26 protein-coding genes and 1 other RNA gene are annotated in these 21,722 nt (G+C 45.7%); 8 read left to right on the top strand and 19 right to left on the bottom strand.

All coding sequences use genetic code 11. The features are described 5' to 3' along the window. Position 1: 1 nt before the first annotated feature. Together C1A02_RS02950 and ribH are read left to right on the top strand one after the other, a co-directional pair. On the top strand, positions 2–1,201 hold the full coding sequence (locus C1A02_RS02950; protein ID WP_101696700.1) for a bifunctional 3,4-dihydroxy-2-butanone-4-phosphate synthase/GTP cyclohydrolase II: 1,200 nt from the start codon (positions 2–4) through the stop codon (positions 1,199–1,201). Positions 1,202–1,223: 22 nt separating this feature from the next. Continuing rightward, a complete protein-coding gene (ribH, locus tag C1A02_RS02945; protein ID WP_101696699.1) occupies positions 1,224–1,709 on the top strand; it encodes a 6,7-dimethyl-8-ribityllumazine synthase in 486 nt (161 codons plus the stop codon). Between the two features lie 76 nt (positions 1,710–1,785). Here the strand turns inward: ribH and C1A02_RS02940 are convergent, their stop codons facing one another. From C1A02_RS02940 to C1A02_RS02925, 4 genes are all read right to left on the bottom strand, one after another. Beyond that, complete coding sequence (locus C1A02_RS02940) at positions 1,786–2,868, bottom strand: DNA adenine methylase (protein ID WP_101696698.1); 1,083 nt, start codon at positions 2,866–2,868, stop codon at positions 1,786–1,788. A 260-nt stretch (positions 2,869–3,128) separates the two neighbouring features. Further along, positions 3,129–3,965, bottom strand: coding sequence for a DegV family protein (locus C1A02_RS02935; RefSeq protein ID WP_101696697.1), 837 nt, complete (start codon positions 3,963–3,965; stop codon positions 3,129–3,131). A gap of 172 nt (positions 3,966–4,137) precedes the next feature. After that, on the bottom strand, positions 4,138–4,605 hold the full coding sequence (locus tag C1A02_RS02930; RefSeq protein ID WP_101696696.1) for a pyridoxamine 5'-phosphate oxidase family protein: 468 nt from the start codon (positions 4,603–4,605) through the stop codon (positions 4,138–4,140). After that, positions 4,602–4,937: an MGMT family protein gene (locus tag C1A02_RS02925; protein WP_101696695.1), complete on the bottom strand. Its 336-nt coding sequence runs from the start codon at positions 4,935–4,937 to the stop codon at positions 4,602–4,604. The genes C1A02_RS02930 and C1A02_RS02925 overlap by 4 nt, the downstream gene beginning before the upstream one ends. Positions 4,938–5,217: 280 nt before the next feature. On the opposite strand from C1A02_RS02925, the gene C1A02_RS02920 reads away from it, so the two are divergent. Continuing rightward, positions 5,218–6,630, top strand: a complete 1,413-nt coding sequence (locus C1A02_RS02920; RefSeq protein ID WP_101696694.1) for an FAD-binding oxidoreductase — start codon at positions 5,218–5,220, stop codon at positions 6,628–6,630. 73 nt (positions 6,631–6,703) lie between these two features. Here the strand turns inward: C1A02_RS02920 and C1A02_RS02915 are convergent, their stop codons facing one another. The 6 genes from C1A02_RS02915 to C1A02_RS02890 all read right to left on the bottom strand — a co-directional run bounded on the left by C1A02_RS02915 (position 6,704) and on the right by C1A02_RS02890 (position 11,346). After that, positions 6,704–7,735, bottom strand: coding sequence for a uroporphyrinogen decarboxylase family protein (locus tag C1A02_RS02915; RefSeq protein WP_101696693.1), 1,032 nt, complete (start codon positions 7,733–7,735; stop codon positions 6,704–6,706). Positions 7,736–7,742: 7 nt separating this feature from the next. After that, a complete protein-coding gene (locus C1A02_RS02910) occupies positions 7,743–8,462 on the bottom strand; it encodes an amino acid ABC transporter permease (RefSeq protein ID WP_243577892.1) in 720 nt (239 codons plus the stop codon). Continuing rightward, positions 8,431–9,135, bottom strand: coding sequence for an amino acid ABC transporter permease (locus C1A02_RS02905; protein ID WP_243577891.1), 705 nt, complete (start codon positions 9,133–9,135; stop codon positions 8,431–8,433). Before C1A02_RS02905 ends, C1A02_RS02910 begins: the two co-directional genes overlap by 32 nt. A gap of 30 nt (positions 9,136–9,165) precedes the next feature. Further along, complete coding sequence (locus C1A02_RS02900) at positions 9,166–10,011, bottom strand: transporter substrate-binding domain-containing protein (protein ID WP_101696692.1); 846 nt, start codon at positions 10,009–10,011, stop codon at positions 9,166–9,168. Positions 10,012–10,053: 42 nt separating this feature from the next. Continuing rightward, a complete protein-coding gene (locus tag C1A02_RS02895; protein ID WP_101696691.1) occupies positions 10,054–10,806 on the bottom strand; it encodes an amino acid ABC transporter ATP-binding protein in 753 nt (250 codons plus the stop codon). A gap of 282 nt (positions 10,807–11,088) precedes the next feature. Beyond that, positions 11,089–11,346, bottom strand: coding sequence for a helix-turn-helix domain-containing protein (locus tag C1A02_RS02890; protein WP_306437201.1), 258 nt, complete (start codon positions 11,344–11,346; stop codon positions 11,089–11,091). A 477-nt stretch (positions 11,347–11,823) separates the two neighbouring features. On the opposite strand from C1A02_RS02890, the gene C1A02_RS02880 reads away from it, so the two are divergent. Further along, a complete protein-coding gene (locus C1A02_RS02880; RefSeq protein ID WP_101696688.1) occupies positions 11,824–13,293 on the top strand; it encodes a nicotinate phosphoribosyltransferase in 1,470 nt (489 codons plus the stop codon). Positions 13,294–13,353: 60 nt separating this feature from the next. Further along, positions 13,354–13,706: RNase P RNA component class A (gene rnpB, locus C1A02_RS02875), an RNA gene on the top strand. 818 nt (positions 13,707–14,524) lie between these two features. On the opposite strand, the gene C1A02_RS02865 is transcribed toward rnpB, so the two are convergent. Continuing rightward, a complete protein-coding gene (locus C1A02_RS02865) occupies positions 14,525–14,845 on the bottom strand; it encodes a putative heavy metal-binding protein (RefSeq protein ID WP_101696686.1) in 321 nt (106 codons plus the stop codon). A 132-nt stretch (positions 14,846–14,977) separates the two neighbouring features. Continuing rightward, the gene (locus C1A02_RS02860) at positions 14,978–15,220 is read right to left on the bottom strand and encodes a helix-turn-helix domain-containing protein (RefSeq protein ID WP_101696685.1); all 243 of its coding nucleotides are present in this window, start codon (positions 15,218–15,220) and stop codon (positions 14,978–14,980) included. Positions 15,221–15,354: 134 nt separating this feature from the next. Here C1A02_RS02860 and C1A02_RS13915 point away from each other — a divergent pair, with 134 nt between their 5' ends. After that, a complete protein-coding gene (locus C1A02_RS13915) occupies positions 15,355–15,576 on the top strand; it encodes a helix-turn-helix domain-containing protein (protein ID WP_101696684.1) in 222 nt (73 codons plus the stop codon). A gap of 153 nt (positions 15,577–15,729) precedes the next feature. Here the strand turns inward: C1A02_RS13915 and C1A02_RS02850 are convergent, their stop codons facing one another. From C1A02_RS02850 to C1A02_RS02820, 7 genes are all read right to left on the bottom strand, one after another. Next, entirely contained in the window at positions 15,730–16,014 is a 285-nt protein-coding gene (locus C1A02_RS02850; RefSeq protein WP_101696683.1) for a spore coat protein, read from the bottom strand. 14 nt (positions 16,015–16,028) lie between these two features. After that, positions 16,029–16,214: a spore coat protein gene (locus C1A02_RS02845; protein ID WP_101696682.1), complete on the bottom strand. Its 186-nt coding sequence runs from the start codon at positions 16,212–16,214 to the stop codon at positions 16,029–16,031. A 79-nt stretch (positions 16,215–16,293) separates the two neighbouring features. Further along, positions 16,294–16,665, bottom strand: coding sequence for a type II toxin-antitoxin system PemK/MazF family toxin (locus C1A02_RS02840; RefSeq protein ID WP_101696681.1), 372 nt, complete (start codon positions 16,663–16,665; stop codon positions 16,294–16,296). 468 nt (positions 16,666–17,133) lie between these two features. Beyond that, positions 17,134–17,646, bottom strand: a complete 513-nt coding sequence (locus C1A02_RS02835) for a hypothetical protein (protein WP_101696680.1) — start codon at positions 17,644–17,646, stop codon at positions 17,134–17,136. A gap of 10 nt (positions 17,647–17,656) precedes the next feature. Next, on the bottom strand, positions 17,657–19,138 hold the full coding sequence (locus C1A02_RS02830; RefSeq protein ID WP_243577909.1) for an NAD(P)H-hydrate dehydratase: 1,482 nt from the start codon (positions 19,136–19,138) through the stop codon (positions 17,657–17,659). Further along, positions 19,020–19,559: a holo-ACP synthase gene (gene acpS, locus C1A02_RS02825; protein WP_101696678.1), complete on the bottom strand. Its 540-nt coding sequence runs from the start codon at positions 19,557–19,559 to the stop codon at positions 19,020–19,022. Before acpS ends, C1A02_RS02830 begins: the two co-directional genes overlap by 119 nt. Then, positions 19,540–20,058, bottom strand: coding sequence for a DUF6106 family protein (locus C1A02_RS02820; protein ID WP_101696677.1), 519 nt, complete (start codon positions 20,056–20,058; stop codon positions 19,540–19,542). The genes acpS and C1A02_RS02820 overlap by 20 nt, the downstream gene beginning before the upstream one ends. A gap of 184 nt (positions 20,059–20,242) precedes the next feature. Here C1A02_RS02820 and C1A02_RS02815 point away from each other — a divergent pair, with 184 nt between their 5' ends. Continuing rightward, on the top strand, positions 20,243–20,962 hold the full coding sequence (locus C1A02_RS02815) for a putative ABC transporter permease (protein ID WP_101696676.1): 720 nt from the start codon (positions 20,243–20,245) through the stop codon (positions 20,960–20,962). A gap of 270 nt (positions 20,963–21,232) precedes the next feature. Next, entirely contained in the window at positions 21,233–21,667 is a 435-nt protein-coding gene (locus C1A02_RS02810; protein WP_101696675.1) for an N-acetyltransferase, read from the top strand. Positions 21,668–21,722: the final 55 nt, after the last annotated feature.

The following is a 21,722-nucleotide window of genomic DNA, read 5'->3' as shown; positions in this document are numbered from 1 at the left end:
TATGTTTCAGTATAGTACCATCGAAGAAGCGCTGGAGGAACTCCGCCGCGGAAAAATCATTCTTGTTACCGACGACGAAGTCCGCGAAAACGAAGGTGATTTCATCTGCGCGGCCGAGTTTGCTACAACAGAAAATATTAACTTTATGGCCACCCACGGCAAAGGGCTCATCTGCATGCCCATGAGCGAAGAGATCTGCAAAAAACTGCACTTTCCGCAGATGGTTTCTGAAAATACAGACAACCACGCCACTGCGTTCACCGTATCTGTGGATCATGTGGACACGACCACCGGCATTTCTGCGGCAGAGCGCTCTATCACTGCTCTGCGGTGTGTGGATGCTGCGGCAAAGCCAGAGGACTTTCGCCGCCCCGGGCACATGTTCCCTTTGCTGGCCAAACAAAACGGCGTTTTAGAGCGTGACGGGCATACGGAAGCCACCGTTGATTTAATGCGGCTGGCAGGACTAAAGGAATGCGGACTTTGCTGTGAAATCATGCGGGATAACGGAACCATGATGCGAGCCCCGGAACTGATGGAGCTTTCAAAAAAGTGGAATCTAAAATTTATTACCATCTCTGCATTGCAGGACTATCGCAAAAAGCATGACCGGCTGGTGGAGCAAACCTCTGTCAGCGAACTGCCCACAAGCCATGGAAACTTTAAAGCCTATTGTTATGTGAATAAGCTGAACGGCGAACATCATGTAGCCCTTGTGAAAGGCGAAATCGGAGATGGCCAGAATCTTTTATGCCGTGTCCATTCCGAATGCCTTACCGGGGATGCCTTTGGCTCTATGCGCTGTGACTGCGGGCAGCAGCTGGCCGCTGCGTTGGAACAAATTGAGCAGGAAGGCCGGGGTGTCCTTCTTTATATGCGGCAGGAAGGGCGCGGAATCGGCCTTGTCAACAAGCTGCGTGCCTATGCCCTTCAGGATCAGGGCATGGATACACTGGAAGCAAACCTTGCCCTTGGCTTTGACGGAGATCTGCGGGAATATTACATCGGCGCGCAGATTCTGCGGGATTTGGGCGCCAAAACCTTGCGCCTTCTCACCAACAATCCGGATAAGGTGTACGGATTATCCGGATTTGGCTTAGAAATCATCGAAAGAGTTCCCATTCAAATGCCGGCCAATGACTATGATTTGTTTTATCTGAAAACCAAACAGGAAAAAATGGGACACATTCTGCGCTATTAAAATACAAAAGGAGAAAATCATCATGAGAGTATTGGAAGGAAAGCTGGTATCCAAAGAAATCAAAATTGGTATTGTTGCAGCACGTTTCAACGAGTTTATTACTGCAAAACTGCTTAGCGGGGCTCTGGATTGCCTTAGGCGCCATGATATTGACGAAGAAAGTATCGAAGTAGCGTGGGTTCCCGGTGCTTTTGAAATTCCGTTGATTGCATCCAAAATGGCAAACTGCGGAAAGTACGACGCCGTCATTTGCCTTGGAGCGGTCATTCGGGGAAGCACTACGCATTATGATTATGTTTGCAGCGAAGTGTCTAAAGGAATTGCTCATGTGTCGCTTCACAGCGGCATTCCTGTCCTGTTCGGTGTACTGACTACCGAAAATATTGAACAGGCGATTGAACGTGCAGGCACCAAAGCCGGCAACAAAGGCTTTGACTGCGCAGCAGGCGCGATTGAGATGGTCAATTTAATTCGTGAGATGCACAATGAAGAGACAGAAAAGCGATAAAGAATAAAAGTACCGGTCTTAAAATTCAACATAAAAAACAGGAAAACGGGCAACGGACCGTTTTCCTGTTTTTCTTTTATTCATAGTTGGAAATCAGCAGTTCTTTGATTTCGCCGCGTCCTTTCGGATCTCGGTTAATGAGCCGCACTGCATTGACCCGGTCAATCTGAAATCCGGAATATAGTCTGTCTAAAAAATCATCCTCTGGGTCTGTATTTTTCGGATCTGAATTGCTGGTTAACACAAATGCCCCTTTCTGCTGAGCCAAGTACCGAATATATTGCGCCAGCTTTTCCTGCTGTTCATCCTGAAACCCGACTTGTGTATATGCCGTAAAATTAGATGTGTGATTCAACGGCCGGTAGGGAGGGTCGAAATAGGCAAAGGTAACGGAATCAATAAAAGATTCCGATTGAGAATAATCCGCGCAAACGATTTGAACTTTCTGCAAAACAGCTGACACAGCACGAAGATTATCTACATCACAAATAACCGGGTTTTTATAAGCCCCCATCGGCACATTATACTTCCCCCGGCGGTTTACCCGGTAAAGGCCATTAAAGCAGGTCTTGTTCAAAAAAATAAAACAAGCGGCTTTTTCTATCTGCTCCTTTTGCGGGGCACAAAGAGAAAGTGCGTTAAAGCGCTTGCGCTGCTTGTAATAAAATTTCTTGCGCTCTTCGGTGTGCAGCGGCAAAAATTCCTCTTGTAGCCGGCTCAGCCTTAAAATCAATTCCTCCACATGATCCCGAACCATCCGGTAAGTATGGATTAATTCGGCATTGGTGTCGGATATGTATATTTCAGAAAAATCAAACCGCTGCAAAATATCAAACAGAACGGCGCCTCCCCCTACAAAAGGCTCTGCATACTTATGGATAACGCTGCCCAGCCCTTTGGGATACCGCTGCCGAATCGCTTCCACCAGCTGCCTTTTACCCCCCGCCCACTTCAAAAAAGGCTTGGGTCGAATCGGGCCATCCGGTTTCTTTTTGGCCCTTTTTCGAGCATCCTTCGGTTTTTCTGCGCCTTCGGGAATCAGCCACATATTTCCCAGCCGTTTTACATGGGGCACGCGCCCGCCAGCGCATAACGCACAGACACGTCTTTGTGAGACTCCCCATCGTTTTGCTGTTTCGTGTGCGGATATATATTCCATTCGGGCCTCCTGAATTTTTGATCTCATTATATTCTAATTTCGGTATCATAGCAATCCTTACGGATCATTTTTTCAAAAATTATCTTTATTCCGGCTGAAAAGATTAATATATAGCTCTGGAAGACCACAACCTTTAAACATGAAAGATTCATCAAAAACAGAGCTAATTTTGCAAACCTGCCTAATCTGTCGGAATATAAAAAAGAGGATATCCTTACTGAAAGGATATCCTCTTTTTTATATCAATGGATTGCAATGGCTTAAAAAGCCAATACAATGCCACCATCATCGGCATAAACAGTGCTCAGGCCGCTAGCCTGAAATACGACAACCTCTTGAAAAGAAAAAATGCTCTTAATCTTGTCACACAAAGCCTCTGCTTTCCCCTTGGCATTGACATGAGTAATGGCCAAAACAGATTCAGTCATATTCACAGCATCACGCTTTATGATAGCAAAAAGCTTTTCTATCGCCTGCGTTTCTCCTCTGGCACGATCCTTTAGTTCCAGAATCCCGTCGCCGTTGGAACCCAGAATAGGAATAATATGAAGCACCCGGCTCATAATGGCCTGAATCCCGTTGATTCTGCCGTTCTTCTCCAGATTATTGAGCGACACAGGCACAAATAATGTTTGCAGAGTGGAAACATAACGGCTGAGCGTCAATAAAATCTGGCTGGATTCCATCTGCTTTTCCAACATCCGTTTTAATTGCAATACAACCAGAGTTTGCCCTGCAGAAGCGGATTTGCTGTCTATCACATGCACCTGACTGGTGCTTCCGGACTCTTCCAGCATCTGTTTGGCCGCCATGGCACTTTGATAAGACCCGCTGAGCCGGGACGAAATCGTGACCACATAATTGACCGTACAGTTTTTATACGCTTCCAAATAATCATGGAGCGAGGGGCACGCTGTGGATACTTTTCGTTTACTGGCCTTCATTTTAGAAATCAACTGATCCAGATCCAAATTATCGTCAATCATGGATTCGTCATCAATCATCAGTTGAAAAGGAATGCGCGTAATCTCGCTGGTATCCCCAAATACTTCTTCGTTAAAGTCCACACAGCTGTCCACAATGATTTGATATTTCACTGGGCTTCCTCCCTTTATTGTTTGCATTCTTCAAAATCCGGTCTGCCATTTTAAATAGCATACCACAATTTCACAATTTCAGCAATATGTAATTCTAATTATGACATTATCTTTTTATTAAAACTAAATCTATTTTGATTCGATTATACCCATCTTTCGTACGCAAAGCCCGTTACTTTCTTGCCTTTCCAGAAAGATGTTCCACTGCAATCTTCATAACCTTCACTCTGTCTGCAGCGCTTTCGATATAGCGCCTTCCGCTTTCCAGATAATCCGGCGAGTACTTTTGTAAAATCTGTTCCAACACCTGCTGTTTTTCTTCCCCCAAAACCTCTTGTGCTTTGCCGAATACAACAGCGCTTTCATAATTGGTGGTAAACTTTTCAGACAATACACAAGTATTCCCCACCACGCAAAAGGAAACCTTATTATTTTTTTCTATATTATCCAGTTTACTCCCGGCGACTGCACAATGAAAATAAATCGTATCATCCGCATATATATAACTGACCGGGATGCCATAAGGATATTCATTTTGACCCATGGTGGACAAAATACCGTATTCTGCCCGTTCCAACAGCTGTGTAACTTCTTCCGATTCCAGCTGACGGTCTTTTCTTCGCATTTCCTGGAATGTCATACTCTCTCTCCTTCTTCCGGTTTGATGGATGTTTCTTCTGGGTTCCAAATACTTTGCCGAAGATCTACAGTCCCGTTGTCCCGAAAGTGCACACCTTCCCGCTCCAGCAGAAGGCGCTGCTCTTCCCAGCCCGGCACTAGGTTTCCCAAACGGTTTACCACCCGATGACAAGGCAAATCCAGAAAAGACGGGGTGCGGCTCAGTACATATCCCACCTGTCGTGCTCGCCGGGGAGTTCCCACCAAAAAAGCAATTTGGCCATAGGTCGCTACCTTCCCCAAAGGAATTTGCTTCACAACACCATATACCTTCTGTGAAAACTGCTGTTCCATACCGGCATTCCTTTCGCATTCTTATTGTTTGATTATATCCAAATCAGAAAGACAATACAAGGATTTCCCGCAGATCCGCCCGTAAATTTTGAAAAAATATACCGGGCTGCATCCACATCATGGCCGGTATACATGTTAAACATCTGCTTTCCCCTATTAAAAATATAAAATAAAGGCAGGGTTATGATTGAGTCAAGATAATTTCAGCGGCCTGAGCGGCCGCATTCTTACCCCTTGCTCCCCCTGGTATCCACAGGCCAGGCAGGACTAGAACCGCTCGATACAGCAATATCCGGGAATCATCGTATATTGCCAAACCATTCAGGATGTATCCAATGCCGTCATCTGGGCTCAAAAGAACTGCATGCCCCTGCGCATCCGAAGCGGGGGCCATAACTATGAGGGCTATTCCAATGGCAACTGTGCACTGGTCATCGATATCAGTGAAATGAATGACATTGAAATAGAGGAAGAACAAGGGCTTGTCCATGTTTTAGCCGGCGTAACCAACAAACAGGTGTATGACTATGTATCCTCGCGGGGATATCCCTTTCCGGGTGGCACCTGCCCCACTGTAGGCGTGAGCGGATATTCGCTGGGCGGCGGCTGGGGGCTTTCCTGCCGCTATCTGGGGCTGGGATGCGACAGTGTGGAAGAAATCCACCTGATTGATGCCGACGGCCGCCTGATTTCGGCCAGCCGAACCAATAATGAAGATCTGTTCTGGGCTTGCCGGGGCGCCGGAGGCGGGAATTTCGGGGTTGTGGTATCAATCACCTTCCGTCTGCCGCCGAAAGTGGAGAGCGTTACACTCATCGAAATAGAATACCTGCATGTCACTTCTCAAAAGCAGCTGGAGTTTTGGGAAATGTGGCAAAGCTGGCTGAATCAGGCAGATTATCGAATGACGTTGATTTCAAGGGTATATCACTCGGTGCAAGACGGTCTGGCCATGCTGGTTCGGGGAATTTTCTACGGCACCAGCCAAGAAGCAGAGCAACAGCTTCAGGCATTTTTGCAGGCTGATCCTACGAAATCCAATCTGGAAGAAACCACCTTTCTTCAGGCTGTGCAAATTCTTGGCAGCGGATACCCGGCCTGGGAAATGTTCAGCGCTGCCAGCCGTTTTGTCATGTGTGATTTGACACCGGCAGAAATTTTCTCTTTGATTCAAATGGTACAGAATCCCCCGGAAGGCTCTGTATTTACCGGATTTTCTCTGTATGCCTTGGGCGGAAAGGTAGCCGAAGTGGGGCAAGATGACACCGCTTTTTATTACCGAAAGGCCAAATACATTCTGTGGATGTCTACCGTTTGGGAAGATCCAATTTATGTGAATCCGGGACGCGCATGGATTAATACTCATTTTCCGCTGTTCGCATCTATGACCGAAGGCGCTTATGTGAATTTTCCATACCGGTATTTACCCCATTGGCTTTGCGAATATTTTGGCTGCCACACCGAGCGGCTGCAAGCTATCAAACAAAAATACGACCCCTGCGGGGTATTTTCCTTTCCCCAAGGGCTCAGAGTTTCCGAACACTTTGAAACGGTGTGGTGCGCCGGGCCGGAATGGGATACTTACCATTCCGCAGCCCGGCAAAGCGGGATGAATTACCGGGGATTCCGGTATGTGGGGGAAGAACCCGATTGGCAAACGACCGAATCCCAAGAAGACCCACCCAGTGTGTAAGAAAGCTCTTCTGAACTAAGTGCAACATAGAAAAAAATCCGTTCGGCAAAATAGCGAACGGATTTTTTCTATCTTAACCAGCCAATGCAGCGCCACGGTAAACCGCACGGCACAGAGCATACAGGTTTTTTTCCGGCAAATCTTGATCTGCGACACAGCCGGGCCCTAAAATGAAGCCCGTTTCTCCCGCCGCGACTATCGCCTGCTGCACATGCTGCTCCACTTCCGCCACAGAACCAGATACCAAAATACTGTCGCGAATTTTCTCGCCATTTTCATTGTAATAAGGCGCTTCCCGAATTCCGCCCAACAGGCATTTGTCTGTCAGCTTTCTGGCTTGTTCCAAAGTGGGATGGCTCCAGCGATCATGCCAGTTGATGCAGTTCACCGGATAATCTGCAATCAGCTCAAACATACCGTTATCCCCATGCAAATGCGCCACATTAAAATAAGTTTCCTTTTGATAGGCTGCAATAACCTGACGATCGAAATACTCGCCGAACTCCCGATATTCCGCTTCGGTCAGAAAATCATGATTGGCGCATTGGGTGGCGAAAAAGAAGCCATCCACCCCTGCTTCTATATTAGCTTTTACAAAATTGATAGTGGTTTCAGTCAGCGCCTGAAGGGCCTGCCGAAACAACCGGGGATCTTCTTTCATATCCAACAGAATCCGGTCGCCTGCCAGCTTTCTGGCGGTGGTCAGCGGACTGAAAATTGTTTGAATAATCGGCAGCTGCCTTTTCGCCAGCTGAATGGTATACCGGGCTGCCTGAAGCTGTTTGCCATAAGAGCCATAAATGGCAGGCAAAGGCTCAATTCTGTCCCAATCCCAAATGTTGTGAATACCATAATCATCCACAACGGGGGGAAAATTCACCCGGTTAAAAATCTTCACCTTCACGCCGTAATCCTGAACGCCATACAGCCCGAAAGGCATCAGCTTAATAAAATCAAAATCATATTTCTGTGCAAAGGCCACCTGCGCTTCTGCCAGGCTTCTGGGATCCTGATCTACGGCAGAAAAATGCATCCACAGGTTCAGGGGAATTTTATCGACCTCTTGTTTGTTTAGTGCCGCCTGAATCCGTTCTGTCTTGTTCATAACACACCTACCATTTCTTGAATGCCAGCTCCATCCGATGAAATACCATGCCAAGCACGCCGCAAAGAATCCAATAGACCAATGCCGCCGCAAGATAGGCTTCCAGATAGTGAGCGTTTTGAGCCGAAGCCAACTTCGCCTGTGCCAGAATATCGGTAATACCGATGGTAAAAGCCAAAGAAAGCCCTTTGATAATCCCCAAATAAGTATGAAACAACACCGGTACCGCCACGGTAACCCCCTGGGGAATCACAATTCGGCGAAGCGCTTGATACCCGCTGAGTCCGGATGCATAAGCTGCATCCCACTGGCCGGGATCAATGGAGGAATACGCGCTTCGGATATTTTCAGATTGCCCCACCGAAATATAGAAGGAATAAGCGACCACCAGCACCGCCAAAGGAGGAACCTGAATTCTTTCTGCTCCAAATGCTCCGCTAAGCTTTTCTATCACAACCGGCAGGATAAAATAAGCCAGATACAGATGAATCACCAAAGGAATTCCCCTGGTATAATCCATAAATACCCGAGCCAGCTGCTTTGCCACCGGAATCCGCTTGATCCTTACCACAGCGATCAAAAATCCCAGAAAGACGCCGGCCGCCAGCACCAAAAAGGAAGTGCCAAGGGTAAACGGAACCACCGTCAGGATAAACCGCATATCTTCCCATATAATTCTTACGCTCAGCATACCCTCACCCACTTCTTTGCTGTTTGCCGATTCCAATTTGTTTTTCCACCAACTGGCAAATTTTACTGACTGCAAAGGTAATGCACCAATAAATGACCGCCGCGGCAAGATAGACTTCCAGCTTTTTCACCCCAAAATCGTTGGAAATGATTTTCTTTGCCAAGCCCATAATATCGGTCAGGCCGATGACAAACAGGACAGAGGTATCCTTAACCAGCTCTACAAAGGCATTTTCCAGATTGGGCCACGCAATGGGAAGCATCTGCGGCAGGATGATCCGGCGGAATTTAGACAAACCGGTCATTCCCACACTGTCCGCAGCGTCGTGCTGCCCTTTCTCCACCGCCAGATACGCCGGGCGCAGGAATTCGGATAGATAGGCGCCGTTAAACAGAATTAAAGCCAGCGAGGCATACAGCGTCTTACTCCAGCCATCGGCAAAAATTCCGAATTCCCGCAAAATCAGCGGCAAACCGTAATAGACGAGAAAAATGTGAATTAAACAGGGCGTGCTGCGAAAAAAAGATACATAAATACTGGTAATCGGATAAAGAACCTTCCACTTTTTTATGCGGATAGCAGCGACACCTGATGCCAGCAAAAGCCCCATCACACCAGAAATCACGATGATCAAAAGCGTATAAGGAATTGCAGTGCTGATTCGCTCGATCATTTTTAAAACATAAGAAAAGTCAATGCCAAAATCCACAGGTGCCACTCCTTTCGCCGGCAAAATAAATTATTCGGTAAAGTATTGAATGGTGTCTTCTCCGTACCAGCTTACCGACAGTTTGGACAAGGTACCGTTTTCACGCAGAGTTTTCAAAGCCTCTTCTATCTTTGTGGACAAGTCCGCCTGATCCTTGGCCAGCGCAAAATAAGTGCCGTTAATTTTAACCGGGTTCTCCACAGCTTTTACTTTCAGGCCCAGTTCTTTTTGAATCTCGTTAAACCCCAGGTTGTTCGGCAGCACCAAAGCATCATATTCTTTGTTGCTGACAGACACGAAGCGGTCGGCTACCGACACACCGTCACCGGTGGTAATGGTAATGGGTTTGTCAGCATGTTCCTGGTTATAAGCGGTCAAAAGATTAAAAATACCGCCGTTAGGGGTGGAAGGAACCAGCTTTTTTCCCACCAGATCGTCCAGACTTTGAATGGAATTGTCCTCTTCATTGACATAAATGTTAATCAGGCTGACGCCGTTAATGGCATCGGGAATCAGATACTTTTCTTCTCGTTCCGGGGTCTTATACAGTCCGCCGCCAATCAATGCGTACTTTCCGGTTTCCAGGCCAATTTGAGTGGCATCGCTTTCCACGAAATCAATGTTAAATTCATATTCGGGAATCAGTTCATCCACTGCCTTTAATACGTCTACTTCATAACCAACTTTTTCTCCGTTTTCATTCTCAAAGCTTAAAGGTTTCGAGCCGGACTCTAAAGCGACATTCACTGTTTTCACCTGAGCCGCAGACGACTCTGCACCGCTTTGGCTGGCTATTTCTGTGTTTTGTGCGCAGCCTGACAATACTCCTGCCAAAAGCGTCGCTGTTAGTACAGAACTGAAAAGTTTTGTTTTCATAAGAATCCTCCTAAGTATTGTGGCTGCGAGCCATGCCGTTTTTTATATTTGATAAACAAAAGGCTGATAGACACAGTCTAAAAACCGTTTTGTGGCCGCTTGTTTGGGTGCTGTAAAAATATCACGGGGTGAACCTCTTTCAATGATTTTGCCGCCCTCCATAAAAACAACTTGATTGGCAATGGTCTGGGCAAAGCTCATTTCATGGGTTACTACCACCATGGTGATTCCCCTTCGTGCCACCTGCTTCATCACCGAAAGCACCTCGCCAACCAGTTCCGGGTCCAGCGAAGAAGTCGGTTCGTCAAACAGAATCACAGAAGGGTTTAAAGCCAGCGCTCTGGCAATCCCCACCCGCTGCTGCTGGCCGCCCGACAGCTGATGCGGATAAGAATCCTCTTTCCCTGCCAGCCCCACGCTTTTCAGCTGCTGCTTCGCCGTTTGAACGGCATCTGTCTTTGAAATTTTCTGCACGGTAATCAGGCCCTCAGTAACATTTTCTAACGCGGTCTTATTTTTAAACAGATTATAGTGCTGAAACACCATGGCCGTTTTTCGGCGGAGGGCCAAAAGCTGTTTTCTGGATGACTTTTTGTAATCATAGCTCACATTGTCAATCCGGATATTTCCGCCGTCGGCTTTTTCTAAACCATTCATACAGCGCAGCAGCGTGGTTTTTCCCGTTCCGCTGGGCCCGATAATGACCGCCACATCCCCTTGCTGAATGGTCAAATCCACGCCTTTTAATATCTCTTTCTCTCCAAAGGATTTTTGGATATTATCGACTGAAATCATGGCCGTGTCCCCTCCCCTGTTCTTTGCGTTTCTCTTCGGCTGTTTTATTTCATACTATTTATATATGAATAATTTATTTACTTTTGATATAGCATACGTTGTAGAAAGCAAGATGTCAACAAAAATTTAATGAAAAGATTTCATTTTGTAGCTTTCATTAAAAATTCATATATGCAATGTATGAGATCCGGCGAAAATGATAAAAGCATTTTTAAAAATAAAAAAGAGCAGCATCCCAAAATCGGGATGCTGCTCTTTTGTGGTAATCATTATTTCTGGGGATTAGTCTTCTTTCCCCAACAGCCAGTCAACAGAAACATTCAAAATATTAGACAGAGCCACCAGCTCATAATCGGTTACATAACGGATTTGACCTTCCAGTTTAGAAAGACCGGATGCGTTCATGTCAATCCCATTTACCTGCAGCTGAGCTAACAGCTCCTTCTGTTTCATGCCCTGATTTTTTCGCGCTAATTCCACATGGGATCCGACCAAATTGCGGTTGCCAAGCGCTTGTTTGCGTAATCTCAATTCTTTCATCTCCCCATTTGTTCATAACCAGCTCTCGTCAGCCGGTGTGACAAAAAATAAATTCTTTCCCTCTCCAACAAAAAGATACAAAATTGCTGTTCCCATCATGAAAGCAAAGTATCATTTCTAGAATATAATAATACCACTATCCGGAATAAATTCCATTATAGTAGAAAAAATCAAAAAACGCAATAAAAAACGTACAAAATTTTTGGAATTGTTCCGTTTAAATTGCCGATTTCCTGTGAAACAAGGCGCATTTTGCTCGATATGAAAAAATCATTGTTATTTGATGGTTTTCTTGCTATAATAGTGTTCAACAAATTCTCCGGAATTCCTTCTGGAGCCTGTTCTGCGGGGCTTGCCCCGAATTTTAACAGGGAACGATTTATTCTTGCGGGTTTTGTATTTTCTTTGCTTTCTGTTTATAATATGCAGAAAGGGCAGCGAGAGATTATTTTGTAATTATTGATTTTAATGGGGTGTATGGAATTGGAGGAAAAGGCACAAACTCCTTTTGGCAAAAACCTGACTATGCTTACCGATTTTTATGAGATCACCATGGCAAACGGTTATTTTACGAACGGATTTCAAGATAAAATCGTTTATTTTGATATGTTCTTTCGCAAGATTCCCGATTCCGGCGGCTTTGCGATTATGGCAGGCGTTCAGCAAATGGTGGAATACCTTCAGAACCTTTCTTTTACCCAGCAGGATTTGGCATACCTGCGTTCCACCGGTGATTTCAATTCGGAATTTATTAATTATCTGGCAAATTTCCATTTTGAATGCGATGTTTGGGCGGTTCCGGAAGGCACCCCTATTTTCCCCGGTGAACCCATCGTTACCGTGCGCGGCCCGGTCATTCAGGCCCAGTTTATTGAAACGATGGTATTGCTCTGCATTAATCATCAAACCCTGATTGCAACCAAAGCCAACCGCATTGTAAGGGCTGCCAACGGCCGCTCTGTGATGGAATTCGGCTCTCGCCGGGCTCAAGGCTTTGACGGCGCTGTATATGGCGCCAGAGCCGCTTATATCGGCGGCTGCACAGGAACGGCCTGCACCATCTGTGAGCGGGATTTTGGAATTCCTGCCATGGGAACCATGGCCCACAGCTGGGTGCAGCTGTTTGACAGCGAGTTGGACGCATTCCGTGCTTATGCCCGGGAATATCCCAATCAGTGCGTTCTTCTGGTCGACACCTATAATGTATTGCAATCCGGTATTCCCAACGCCATCCGCATTTTTAATGAGGAACTGGTTCCCCAAGGCTTCCGACCGGCGGGAATTCGCATTGACAGCGGCGATATTACCTATCTTTCCCGTAAAGCACGCCAAATGCTGGACGCTGCCGGATTTGAAGACTGCAAAATCTGCGCTTCTAACTCTTTGGATGAATATATCATCCGCGATATGCTGATGCAGGGAGCACAGGTAGACACCTTTGGCGTAGGCGAGCGCATGATCACTTCTGCTTCTGAGCCGGTATTCGGCGGTGTGTACAAGCTGGTGGCGGTGGAGCGCGAAGACGGTTCCATTGAACCGAAAATCAAGCTGAGCGAAAACGTAACTAAAATTACCACACCCGGCTATAAACGGCTGTGGCGGCTTTTTGACCGGTACAGCGGAAAAGCCATTGCAGATGTGATTACCCTGAACGACGAGCTGATTGATGATGAAATGCCCTATATTATTTTCGATCCCAACTATATCTGGAAGCGTAAACGGGTTGAAAACTTTCGCGCGGTTCCGCTGATGACCCAGATTTTTGAAAAAGGGAACTGTGTCATGCACCCCAGAGATTTGCACGAAATTCGGGAATATTGCGCGGCACAGGTAGATACTCTGTGGGAAGAAGTAACTCGTTTTGAAAATCCCCACCGCTATTATGTGGACTTATCACAGCGGCTGTGGCAGACCAAAGAGACTTTGATTACGGATTATAAGTACTAAACTCTCTTTCCAAGCGTTCCCGCTTGACAAGTAAAAGAAAATTCGTTAGAATAATCGATGCGAGCAGGCTGAGCAGCTGCGGGTAATGACCCGAAAGGGTTTATCCGAGGAAAGTCCGAGCTCCACAGGGCAAGAATAACGGCTAACGGCCGCCGGGGGTGACCCCAGGGATAGTGCAACAGAGAGATACCGCCTGCGCTTTTGTGCAGGTAAGGCTGGAAAGGCGGGGTAAGAGCCCACCAGCGCGCGGGAGACCGCGCGGCTATGTAAACCCTATTCGGAGCAACACCGGAGTGGGACAAATGCGTTGGCCCGACGCGTCCCGAACAGGTGGCACTGAGCCGCGGCGGTAACGCCCGGCCAAGATAGATGGCTGTTCACGACAGAACTCGGCTTACAGGCCTGGTCGCATTTATTTAACAAGAAGGCTCGCATTTTTGCGGGCTTTTTCTTTTTCAAAAATAATATTAGACTTGCTGTACTCAGCAGATCCTATCGTTCTATTTCACATATCCCATCCCCTTGCCTCTAACTTCACTCGGAATTCTAAAGCGTATTCAAAACATGATATAGAAATTTATGTCAACCATCGTATGGATCACATAAACGAATACAATCTCAATCAACTCTATCTTCAAGGATGATGTGTTGGGAATCGCAATGGTATCATAATAATTAAGGCTGATAACGGTGACTGGCCAATCTTTAAAAGAAAAAACATCAAACTTAGTTTGATGTTAAAAGATACCTTATTGTATTGATTTTAAGAGATGAACAACTAATTACTGAAAGGGATAAGTCACATAAACGAGAACCAAACCTATGATAAATAGGATGATTCCGGTATATAAAAATGGCTTGGTTCTACCATTCCAAGCCTGTTTATTCGTAAATGCACGAAACTTAAAGATCGCCCCCCCTACACTGATACACAACATACCAATTAGAAGAACAGCTATACTAATCATAAAAAAAGTGTTTTCCATTTCAATTCTCCTTTGGTGGATTCTTATTTTTATCTTATCGCACTTACCACACTTACCACATTTTCCACACTAATTTGACACGATCAACGCAAACTATCTTTCCGGCGTGATTTCGGGAAAAAATCTATTTTTCACATATTCTTCCCCAAATCAAGGAAATGATTGCCACACAAAAACATCTTAAAAGAAAACTGAAGAAGGGTAGAGCAAAACCGCTCTGCCCTTCTTTTTTATTGTGTTTTCTATTATTCTATCATCACTGCAGTTCCCGACGCGGTAACCATCAACATGTTATTTCCTGAGCCCAGCACCTCATAATCCACATCAACACCAATTACTGCGTTGGCGCCCGCAGCCGCCGCTCTACTTTTCAATTCTTCAATGGCCTTGGTTCTGGCCTCCATCAATTCCCCTTCATAGGAATTGGAGCGTCCGCCAAAAATGTTGGTCAGCCCTGCCGCAAAATCTTTGATAAAGTTAATTCCGGTAATAACCTCGCCGAACATGATTCCTTTATATGCAATGATTTTTTTGCCCTCGATTGCATTGGTGGTGGTAATAATCATTTGTGTACCCCCTGTTGTTAATATAATTACAGAATACCATACATTTGGGAACAATTCTATTCGAATATTTTTAAATTATTTTGAACGATTCGGGAAATTTTTGCACTATTTTTCTGCTCTGATTTATTCCGGCTATTTTATCTCTTGCTCTAAGCCGCGAAACAGATCCGTATCAAAAAATTCGGGCAAAGTAATGCCAAACCCATCACAAAGCTTTTTGATTGTGACCACACCAGGATTCATGGTTTCATCGTTCAGGATACTTTTTATGGTTGACTGGGGTACCCCTGCAATATAGCTTAAGGCATTTGGAGTAATACCTCGTGCCTTACACAACTCAAGAATTCTTTCAATGACTGCTTCTCTTGTATCCATAAAACCACTCCTTAACAACGACGATCTTAATAAAAAGCATACAGAATAAAGAAAAAACTTGTTAGTGTTATAGCACTATGTATAGCACTGTGATATAATAAGTGATATAACACTAATCAAAGGAGGGATACCTTATGAAGATAGGGTTGGCGATAGCTATAAGAATTGTAGAGCTTTGCATAGAACGAAGCATTTCCCCAAAAGAATTAAGTACCCAGGCGGGGCTACCTAAGCATACGATGACCCGAATCCTATATGATGAAAATTTTGAACCCAGAATCGAAGAACTCAAAAGGCTGTGCGATCATCTGGAAATTACTATGAGAGATTTTTTTGACTCTTATCTATTTTGCTAGATATAACGTCCAAAAGCACAGGCAAGAGTTCTACCTGCAAAATAAAAGAGCCACGAAGTCATTCCTTCGTGGCTCAGGAGGAATCACACAATATCAATTACGGGGGTTACTTCCCGAAACAGGTTGCATGACTTATTTTAATTTTTCAAATAATTAGCTGTTTTGATTCATGTTCTGGAATTTCTGTTTTGCCTGATCGATCTTCTGCTGCTCTGCAGCGGGGGTGGGGTACCATCCACGCTTGTGCATCTCATCAAAGATCTGCGCCTGCAGCTGGTGCTCCTCGGTCAGGATGTTCAGAAACTCGTTTCGAATGTTAGGGGTTGCGCATTCATTGGTAAATGCATTATAGGTGCCTGTGATTGTCTTCTGAGAGGTCAGCACGTCGTGTAATACCTCTTTATCCTGCATAGACATTTGAGTTTGATTCTGATCCATTTTTTTCACTCCTTTTAATTCAAAAAGCTGAGAAGCTTATCGTAATGCTGCTGATGCTTGCAGGCCAAGTCATCGTACTGCTGCTTCAGCTGGGGGTCATTGCACCCTTGGGAATAAGCCTTCAGTTTTGTAATTAAAAGTTTTTCACCACTGAGCTGATCCTCAATTGCAGAAAGTTCTTTGCTGGTTAATGTCGCCATTGTTTTTACCTCCTTTGTTTTTTTCTTCTATATTCTTTGCGGTTCAAAACATATTATTCACTTTTGTGTTCAGGCTTCTCTATGTAGCCTGCCTAACCTCTGTTTCAGGTTCCAGACCAAAGCTGATAGACAAAGCCTGATCAATTAGCGACATTGACCCATTATCCAGGCGTCCCATACGTTCCTTTAATCTGTGTTTATCAATGGTGCGAATTTGTTCCAAAAGGACAATCGAATCCCTCGCCAAGCCTGTGGTTTCAGCGTTCAGCATAATATGCGTGGGCAGCTTTGCTTTGGCTCTTTGGCTTGTAATGGCAGCTGCTATCACAGTTGGGCTAAATCGGTTGCCTACATCATTTTGAACAATCAGCACCGGCCTCACTCCGCCTTGCTCCGACCCTACCACAGGGCTGAGATCGGCATAATAAATATCACCTCTTCTGACATTCACTTTTTTCACGCTCCGATAATTTTATAATTGGGCCCAAACCTATTTTTGCCTTTTCGGAAAGCTTTCATACAATCGAATGCGTTTTTTTCAATTTTCTTTTTATCCGTAGGTACTTGTGCCTCTCTACATAATATTATCTTGCCTTCTGCTTGACAGTGTTATGCCATATAAAAATGGCTTATCCACTTTTTCTATTCTGCTGCTTTAACGCGTTAACGCAAGTTATCATGGCAAAAGCTTTGCTTTGCTCCTGTTTTTGCCACAGCCTGATTTTATTAAAATTTTATGGATATGGCATACATTTAAAACCAGATGATTCTTTGAGCGAAACCCTTAATTTTAGATAAAATTAGAGGCTCGTGCTCTTTAAAAACAGAAATCAACTGAATTTTACCCAAAACAAAAAGACGGAAAAGAGTTTACTGTAAACTCTTTTCCATCTTTTTGTTTTTATGTTTAGAAAAAAAATCATTCAGAAAGTGGCTCAAATATTGCCTTAAAGCCTCGTTCTGGGATATCCAGCTGTTTCACCTGACCGCTGCGGCGATCGACCGTAATCGTGAAGTTATGCCCTTGCGTGCTGCCAAAAAATAAGCCGTCCCCTGAAGTGGTCAAGGCATTGGGAACTGCCGCTGCGTCCAGCGACTCCAAAAGCAAAGGGATAATGCCGGTATCCGGCAAGACCGTACTGTCCTGTGCGACCGTCAGTCCTTCATAGGCAATAGAAATCACCCGTTTATCCCATGACCAAGACATTCCTTCCAGTTCCTGAGGAACCAGAAGCGTCAGCTGCGCCCCTTGCTCCGCTGAATAATCCAAATTACAGACATACTGGTTTTTGTCCATTGTCACATTTGCCTTTGCCTGAAAATTAAGAATCGGCTCTACCGCAGGCTGAGAAATCGCGGAAGAACACCCAAACAGGGAAAAAAGGCAAACCGAACACAACAGCACAGCCAAACGACGGGCCAGCTTACGCATGAAATCACCCTTATTTTTCAAATTCTGAAAACAGCAAGGGCAGTTCTTCCACCAAATCAGAAGGCAGCATTCCGCGCTGAGATAACCGCTGCGCACAGCGATCCCCCGCCAAGCCATGCAGATAAACTGCACAGACCGCCGCAAAAAAAGGCGGCATTCCCTGGGCTGCAAGGGATGCTATCAGGCCGGCCAACACATCACCGCTGCCCCCCTTCGCCATGCCGGGGTTTCCCGTAGGATTAAGAAAGACGCTTCCGTCTGGCGCAGCCACAATGGTACCGGAGCCTTTCAGCACCAAAATCACCTGATGGATTCTGGCAAACTCTTTGGCAAACCGAAGGCGGTACTTTTGCACCTGTGCGGCTGTGGTATTCATCAGGCGTGCCATTTCTCCCGGATGGGGAGTCAGCACCAAGGGTACTCTGGCTGTTTTCAATATATCTATATTCTCAGCCAAGATATTTATGCCATCCGCATCAAGGATCAAGGGCACCGAACTGCACGCGGCAACCCGTCGCACCAAAGAGCGGGCAAAGAAACTTTTTCCCAAACCACAGCCGATTAACACTGCTGTGGCATTCAGCATTTTTTCGGTTAGCAGCCCGGCACTTTCCTCACAAAGGCCGCCCTGCCTGTTTTGATTCAGCAGCGTATAAACCGGTTCCGGCAAACTGCCCGCCACCACCGGATACAATTCCCCGGGCAGTGCCATATCCACCAGCCCAACGCCGCTGCGCAAAGCGGCTTTTGCCGCCAGCATCGCCGCGCCAGCCATGCCCACACTGCCGCAAATAGACAGCAAAGTGCCATAGCTGCCCTTATTGGTGTTCGCATCTCTTTTTGGGAACAAAGAGGCCAGATCGTTTTCTTCCATTGAAAAAATTTCCGATGGCATTTGTGCAGTCAGTTCTTCTGAAATTCCCACCTGTACCACCGACACTTTGCCGCAGAAGCTTCTGCCCGGCTCAATCAAATGGGCCGGTTTTATTACGGTAAAGCTGACCGTTTCATCCGCACGGACGCAGCACCCTTCCACTTCCCCCGTGTCGCACAAAACGCCGCTGGGCAGATCCAAAGCCATTACATAAGCGCCGGACTTTTCCACCGCATCCAATAAAGGTTCCATGGCTTCCGGCAAACGGCCCCGAAAGCCGATGCCATACACTGCATCCAGCACAAAGTCCGCCGAATAAATTTGTGTACGCACGGCCTCGGATTCTTTTGCCCAATCCAACACTGAAATAACCCGGCGATCCATTTGCTGAAACATCTGTTTTGAAATTTCAGTCGCAGGCATACCCTGAACCAGAATCACACATATTTTCGCGCCGTATTCCGCCAAATGCCGGGCTACCACAAATCCATCGCCGCCGTTATTTCCTTTTCCGCACAAAATCGCCACGCTTTTTCCGGGCGTTTTGTCCTTGAGCAGCCGCGCGGCGGCCTCCCCTGCGTTTTCCATCAGGGTCAGATATTCGGTTCCTGCCTGCACTGCTTGTTCTTCCAGCACCCGAACGGCATCGCTTTCTAACACCTTCATTTGTTTTTTGCTCCTCTCCGATCACTGTCACAGAAGCGTATTTGTCGGTATGAGTTGCACTGACGCAAAAAGTGAGCCCCTGCTGCCGGGCAGCCGCCAAAGCGCCGCCTTTCAGCAAAAGATAGGGCTTGCCCAGTTCGTCGCGCAAAAGCTGTACCTCCCCAAGGGAAAATCCCCGCACGCCCGTCCCCAATGCCTTAGAAAACGCCTCTTTGGCACAGAAGCTGACTGCCACACTGGCGGCCGGAAACCCTCTTTCCTGCAACTGGGTATATTCCAGATCGCCCAAAATTCGCAGACAAAAGCGAGGATTGCGCTGCATCGCCCTTTCAATGCGGGGAATTTCCACCAAATCAATGCCCACGGAAAGCATTAACAGATACCTGACGAGGTAAAAATGGTTTCATGGCTGCCAGCATTTTTTCATTGGGACTGAAAAGTAAGAATGTGTTGCCGGAATCTTTCAGCCGAACAATCAGATACCACGCATCCATTCCTGCATCGTCCGTCCCCACTTTGAGCTGACGGTCAAAGGTTTTATTTTGAAAAGTGGCCGCATCGTACTTTCCCATGGCTTCCACGCTTTTCAAGTCAAATTGACAAACCCGTTTCCGGCTGCGGCGGTTCACTATCTTATCCACGGTAAAATCACCGTTAGTAGTGCTGTATTCAAATTCCACGTTGCGGGAAGATGCCACATAATAAACCCCAAAGCAAACACCGGCAATCAAAATCAAGAAAAAGGGAGCTAAATATGGCAAAATGATCGCCGCAGCAACGATAAAAAACCCCAACACAACTGTGCCTGCGATGATTCCATAATCGGCCCCACTCTTTTTTCGCTTGATTATCTGTTCCACAAAAACATCCATTCTGTTCTCCCCCGTTCGTAAAATGAAACATTTTATATCTTTCATAATAGCATAATTGAAGTATCATTACAATTCTGAAAAGCCCGGGCAATCCTTTCATCTGGTTCAATCCTTTTTTGCATATTTTAGTCACATATGATAAAATGGGCTAAAATATGCTGAAAATAAGGAAGGAATATGCCGAATGATGAACACAAAGCTGCGCAGAACCTCCTCCAACATGGAAGGCAACCCTTACTCGTTTGCCCACGGATTGAACCGCTACAAAATTTTCTGGGTATTTCTTTCCGGCAGTGTAATCGGATTTATCGTAGAAACCCTTTGGTGTTACATACGTTTGGGCTTTTTAGAAAGCCGGCAAGGGCTTCTTTATGGCCCTTTAACCCCGGTTTATGGCCTTGGTGCTGTTTTATTTACCATAACCCTTTATCGAATCCGCCACCGAAACAGCATGCTGATTTTTACAGCCAGTCTGGTAATGGGCGGCACTTTTGAATATCTGTGCTCCCTTCTGCAGGAAAAGATTTTCGGCACCATTTCTTGGGAATACAGTGATTCCTTTTTAAACCTGCACGGCAGAACCAACCTGATGTATTCGGTGTTCTGGGGCGTACTGGGTCTGATTTTTATCAAGCATACTTTACCGTCCATGACCAATTGGATCGAACAGCTTCCAAACCGGGCCGGAGTTCCGCTGACCCGTGTTTTACTGGTGCTGCTGGCACTGAACATTGCGCTTTCTTCCATGGCCGTAAAAAGGCAAAGCCTGCGCCGAGAAGGAGTTCCCGCCACAAATCCAGTCAGCCAGTGGCTGGATTCGCATTATACAGATGACTATTTAAAGAAAGTATACCCCAATATGCAGCATGCACAATCCTTGCATCAAACGGAAGTGAAATCATAATGGGAAGGAAGTCAAACAAAGAAATTTTTTCTTGCATTTTATAAAAGCGATGCGTATAATATAATACAAGCTGATTCAAGGGGGAAAAGGCGCTCAGTTGGTGGAACTGTGCGCTTTTTGTTATAGATTATTTTCAATTTTCACTTTTCATTTTAACATTTATCGTGTATAATTGTATAATATGACCAACTAAACCCCCAGTTAAATTGCCGATTTTGGATTATTAGAAAATAACGGCAGAAAGAAAACGAGAGATTGGAGTAATTACTTATGATGAGAGAGTTTCATAAAGATGAATTAGATGCCGTAATGCAGCTGTGGTTAAACGCTGTGACTAAGGCACACCCGTTTATCCCCAGGGATTACTGGCTCAATCAATACAAAATTGTCCGAAACGATCATCTTTCCATGGCTAAAACCTTTGTTTATGGGGAGCATGGCCGTTTAAAAGGTTTTGTGAGCATTTTAGAGGACAGCTTTATTGCTGAGCTCTTTGTTGACGCCGACAACTGGAATCAGGGAATCGGCACCAAACTGATTGAATGGTGCAAAGAGCAGTATCCCCACTTGGAAGTCAATGTATATAAACAAAGCGAAAATACCGTACATTTTTATGAGAAGCACGGTTTTATTGCAGAGCGTGAATTAAAGAACTCTGCTACCGGTGCAGATGAATTATTTATGTCTTGGAAAAAAGAAGGCTAAAAAACTTAGCCTTTTCATTCTTAACAAAAACTGCGGGGCTGTGTCACATGTGACA

The sequence above is a fragment of the Clostridium minihomine genome (genome assembly GCF_900240385.1).
In the GTDB taxonomy this organism is placed as follows: Bacteria; Bacillota; Clostridia; order Oscillospirales; family Acutalibacteraceae; genus Faecalispora; species Faecalispora minihomine.
Note: the sequence above shows the minus strand (reverse complement) of the source record. Positions and strands in the feature narration are given on the sequence as shown.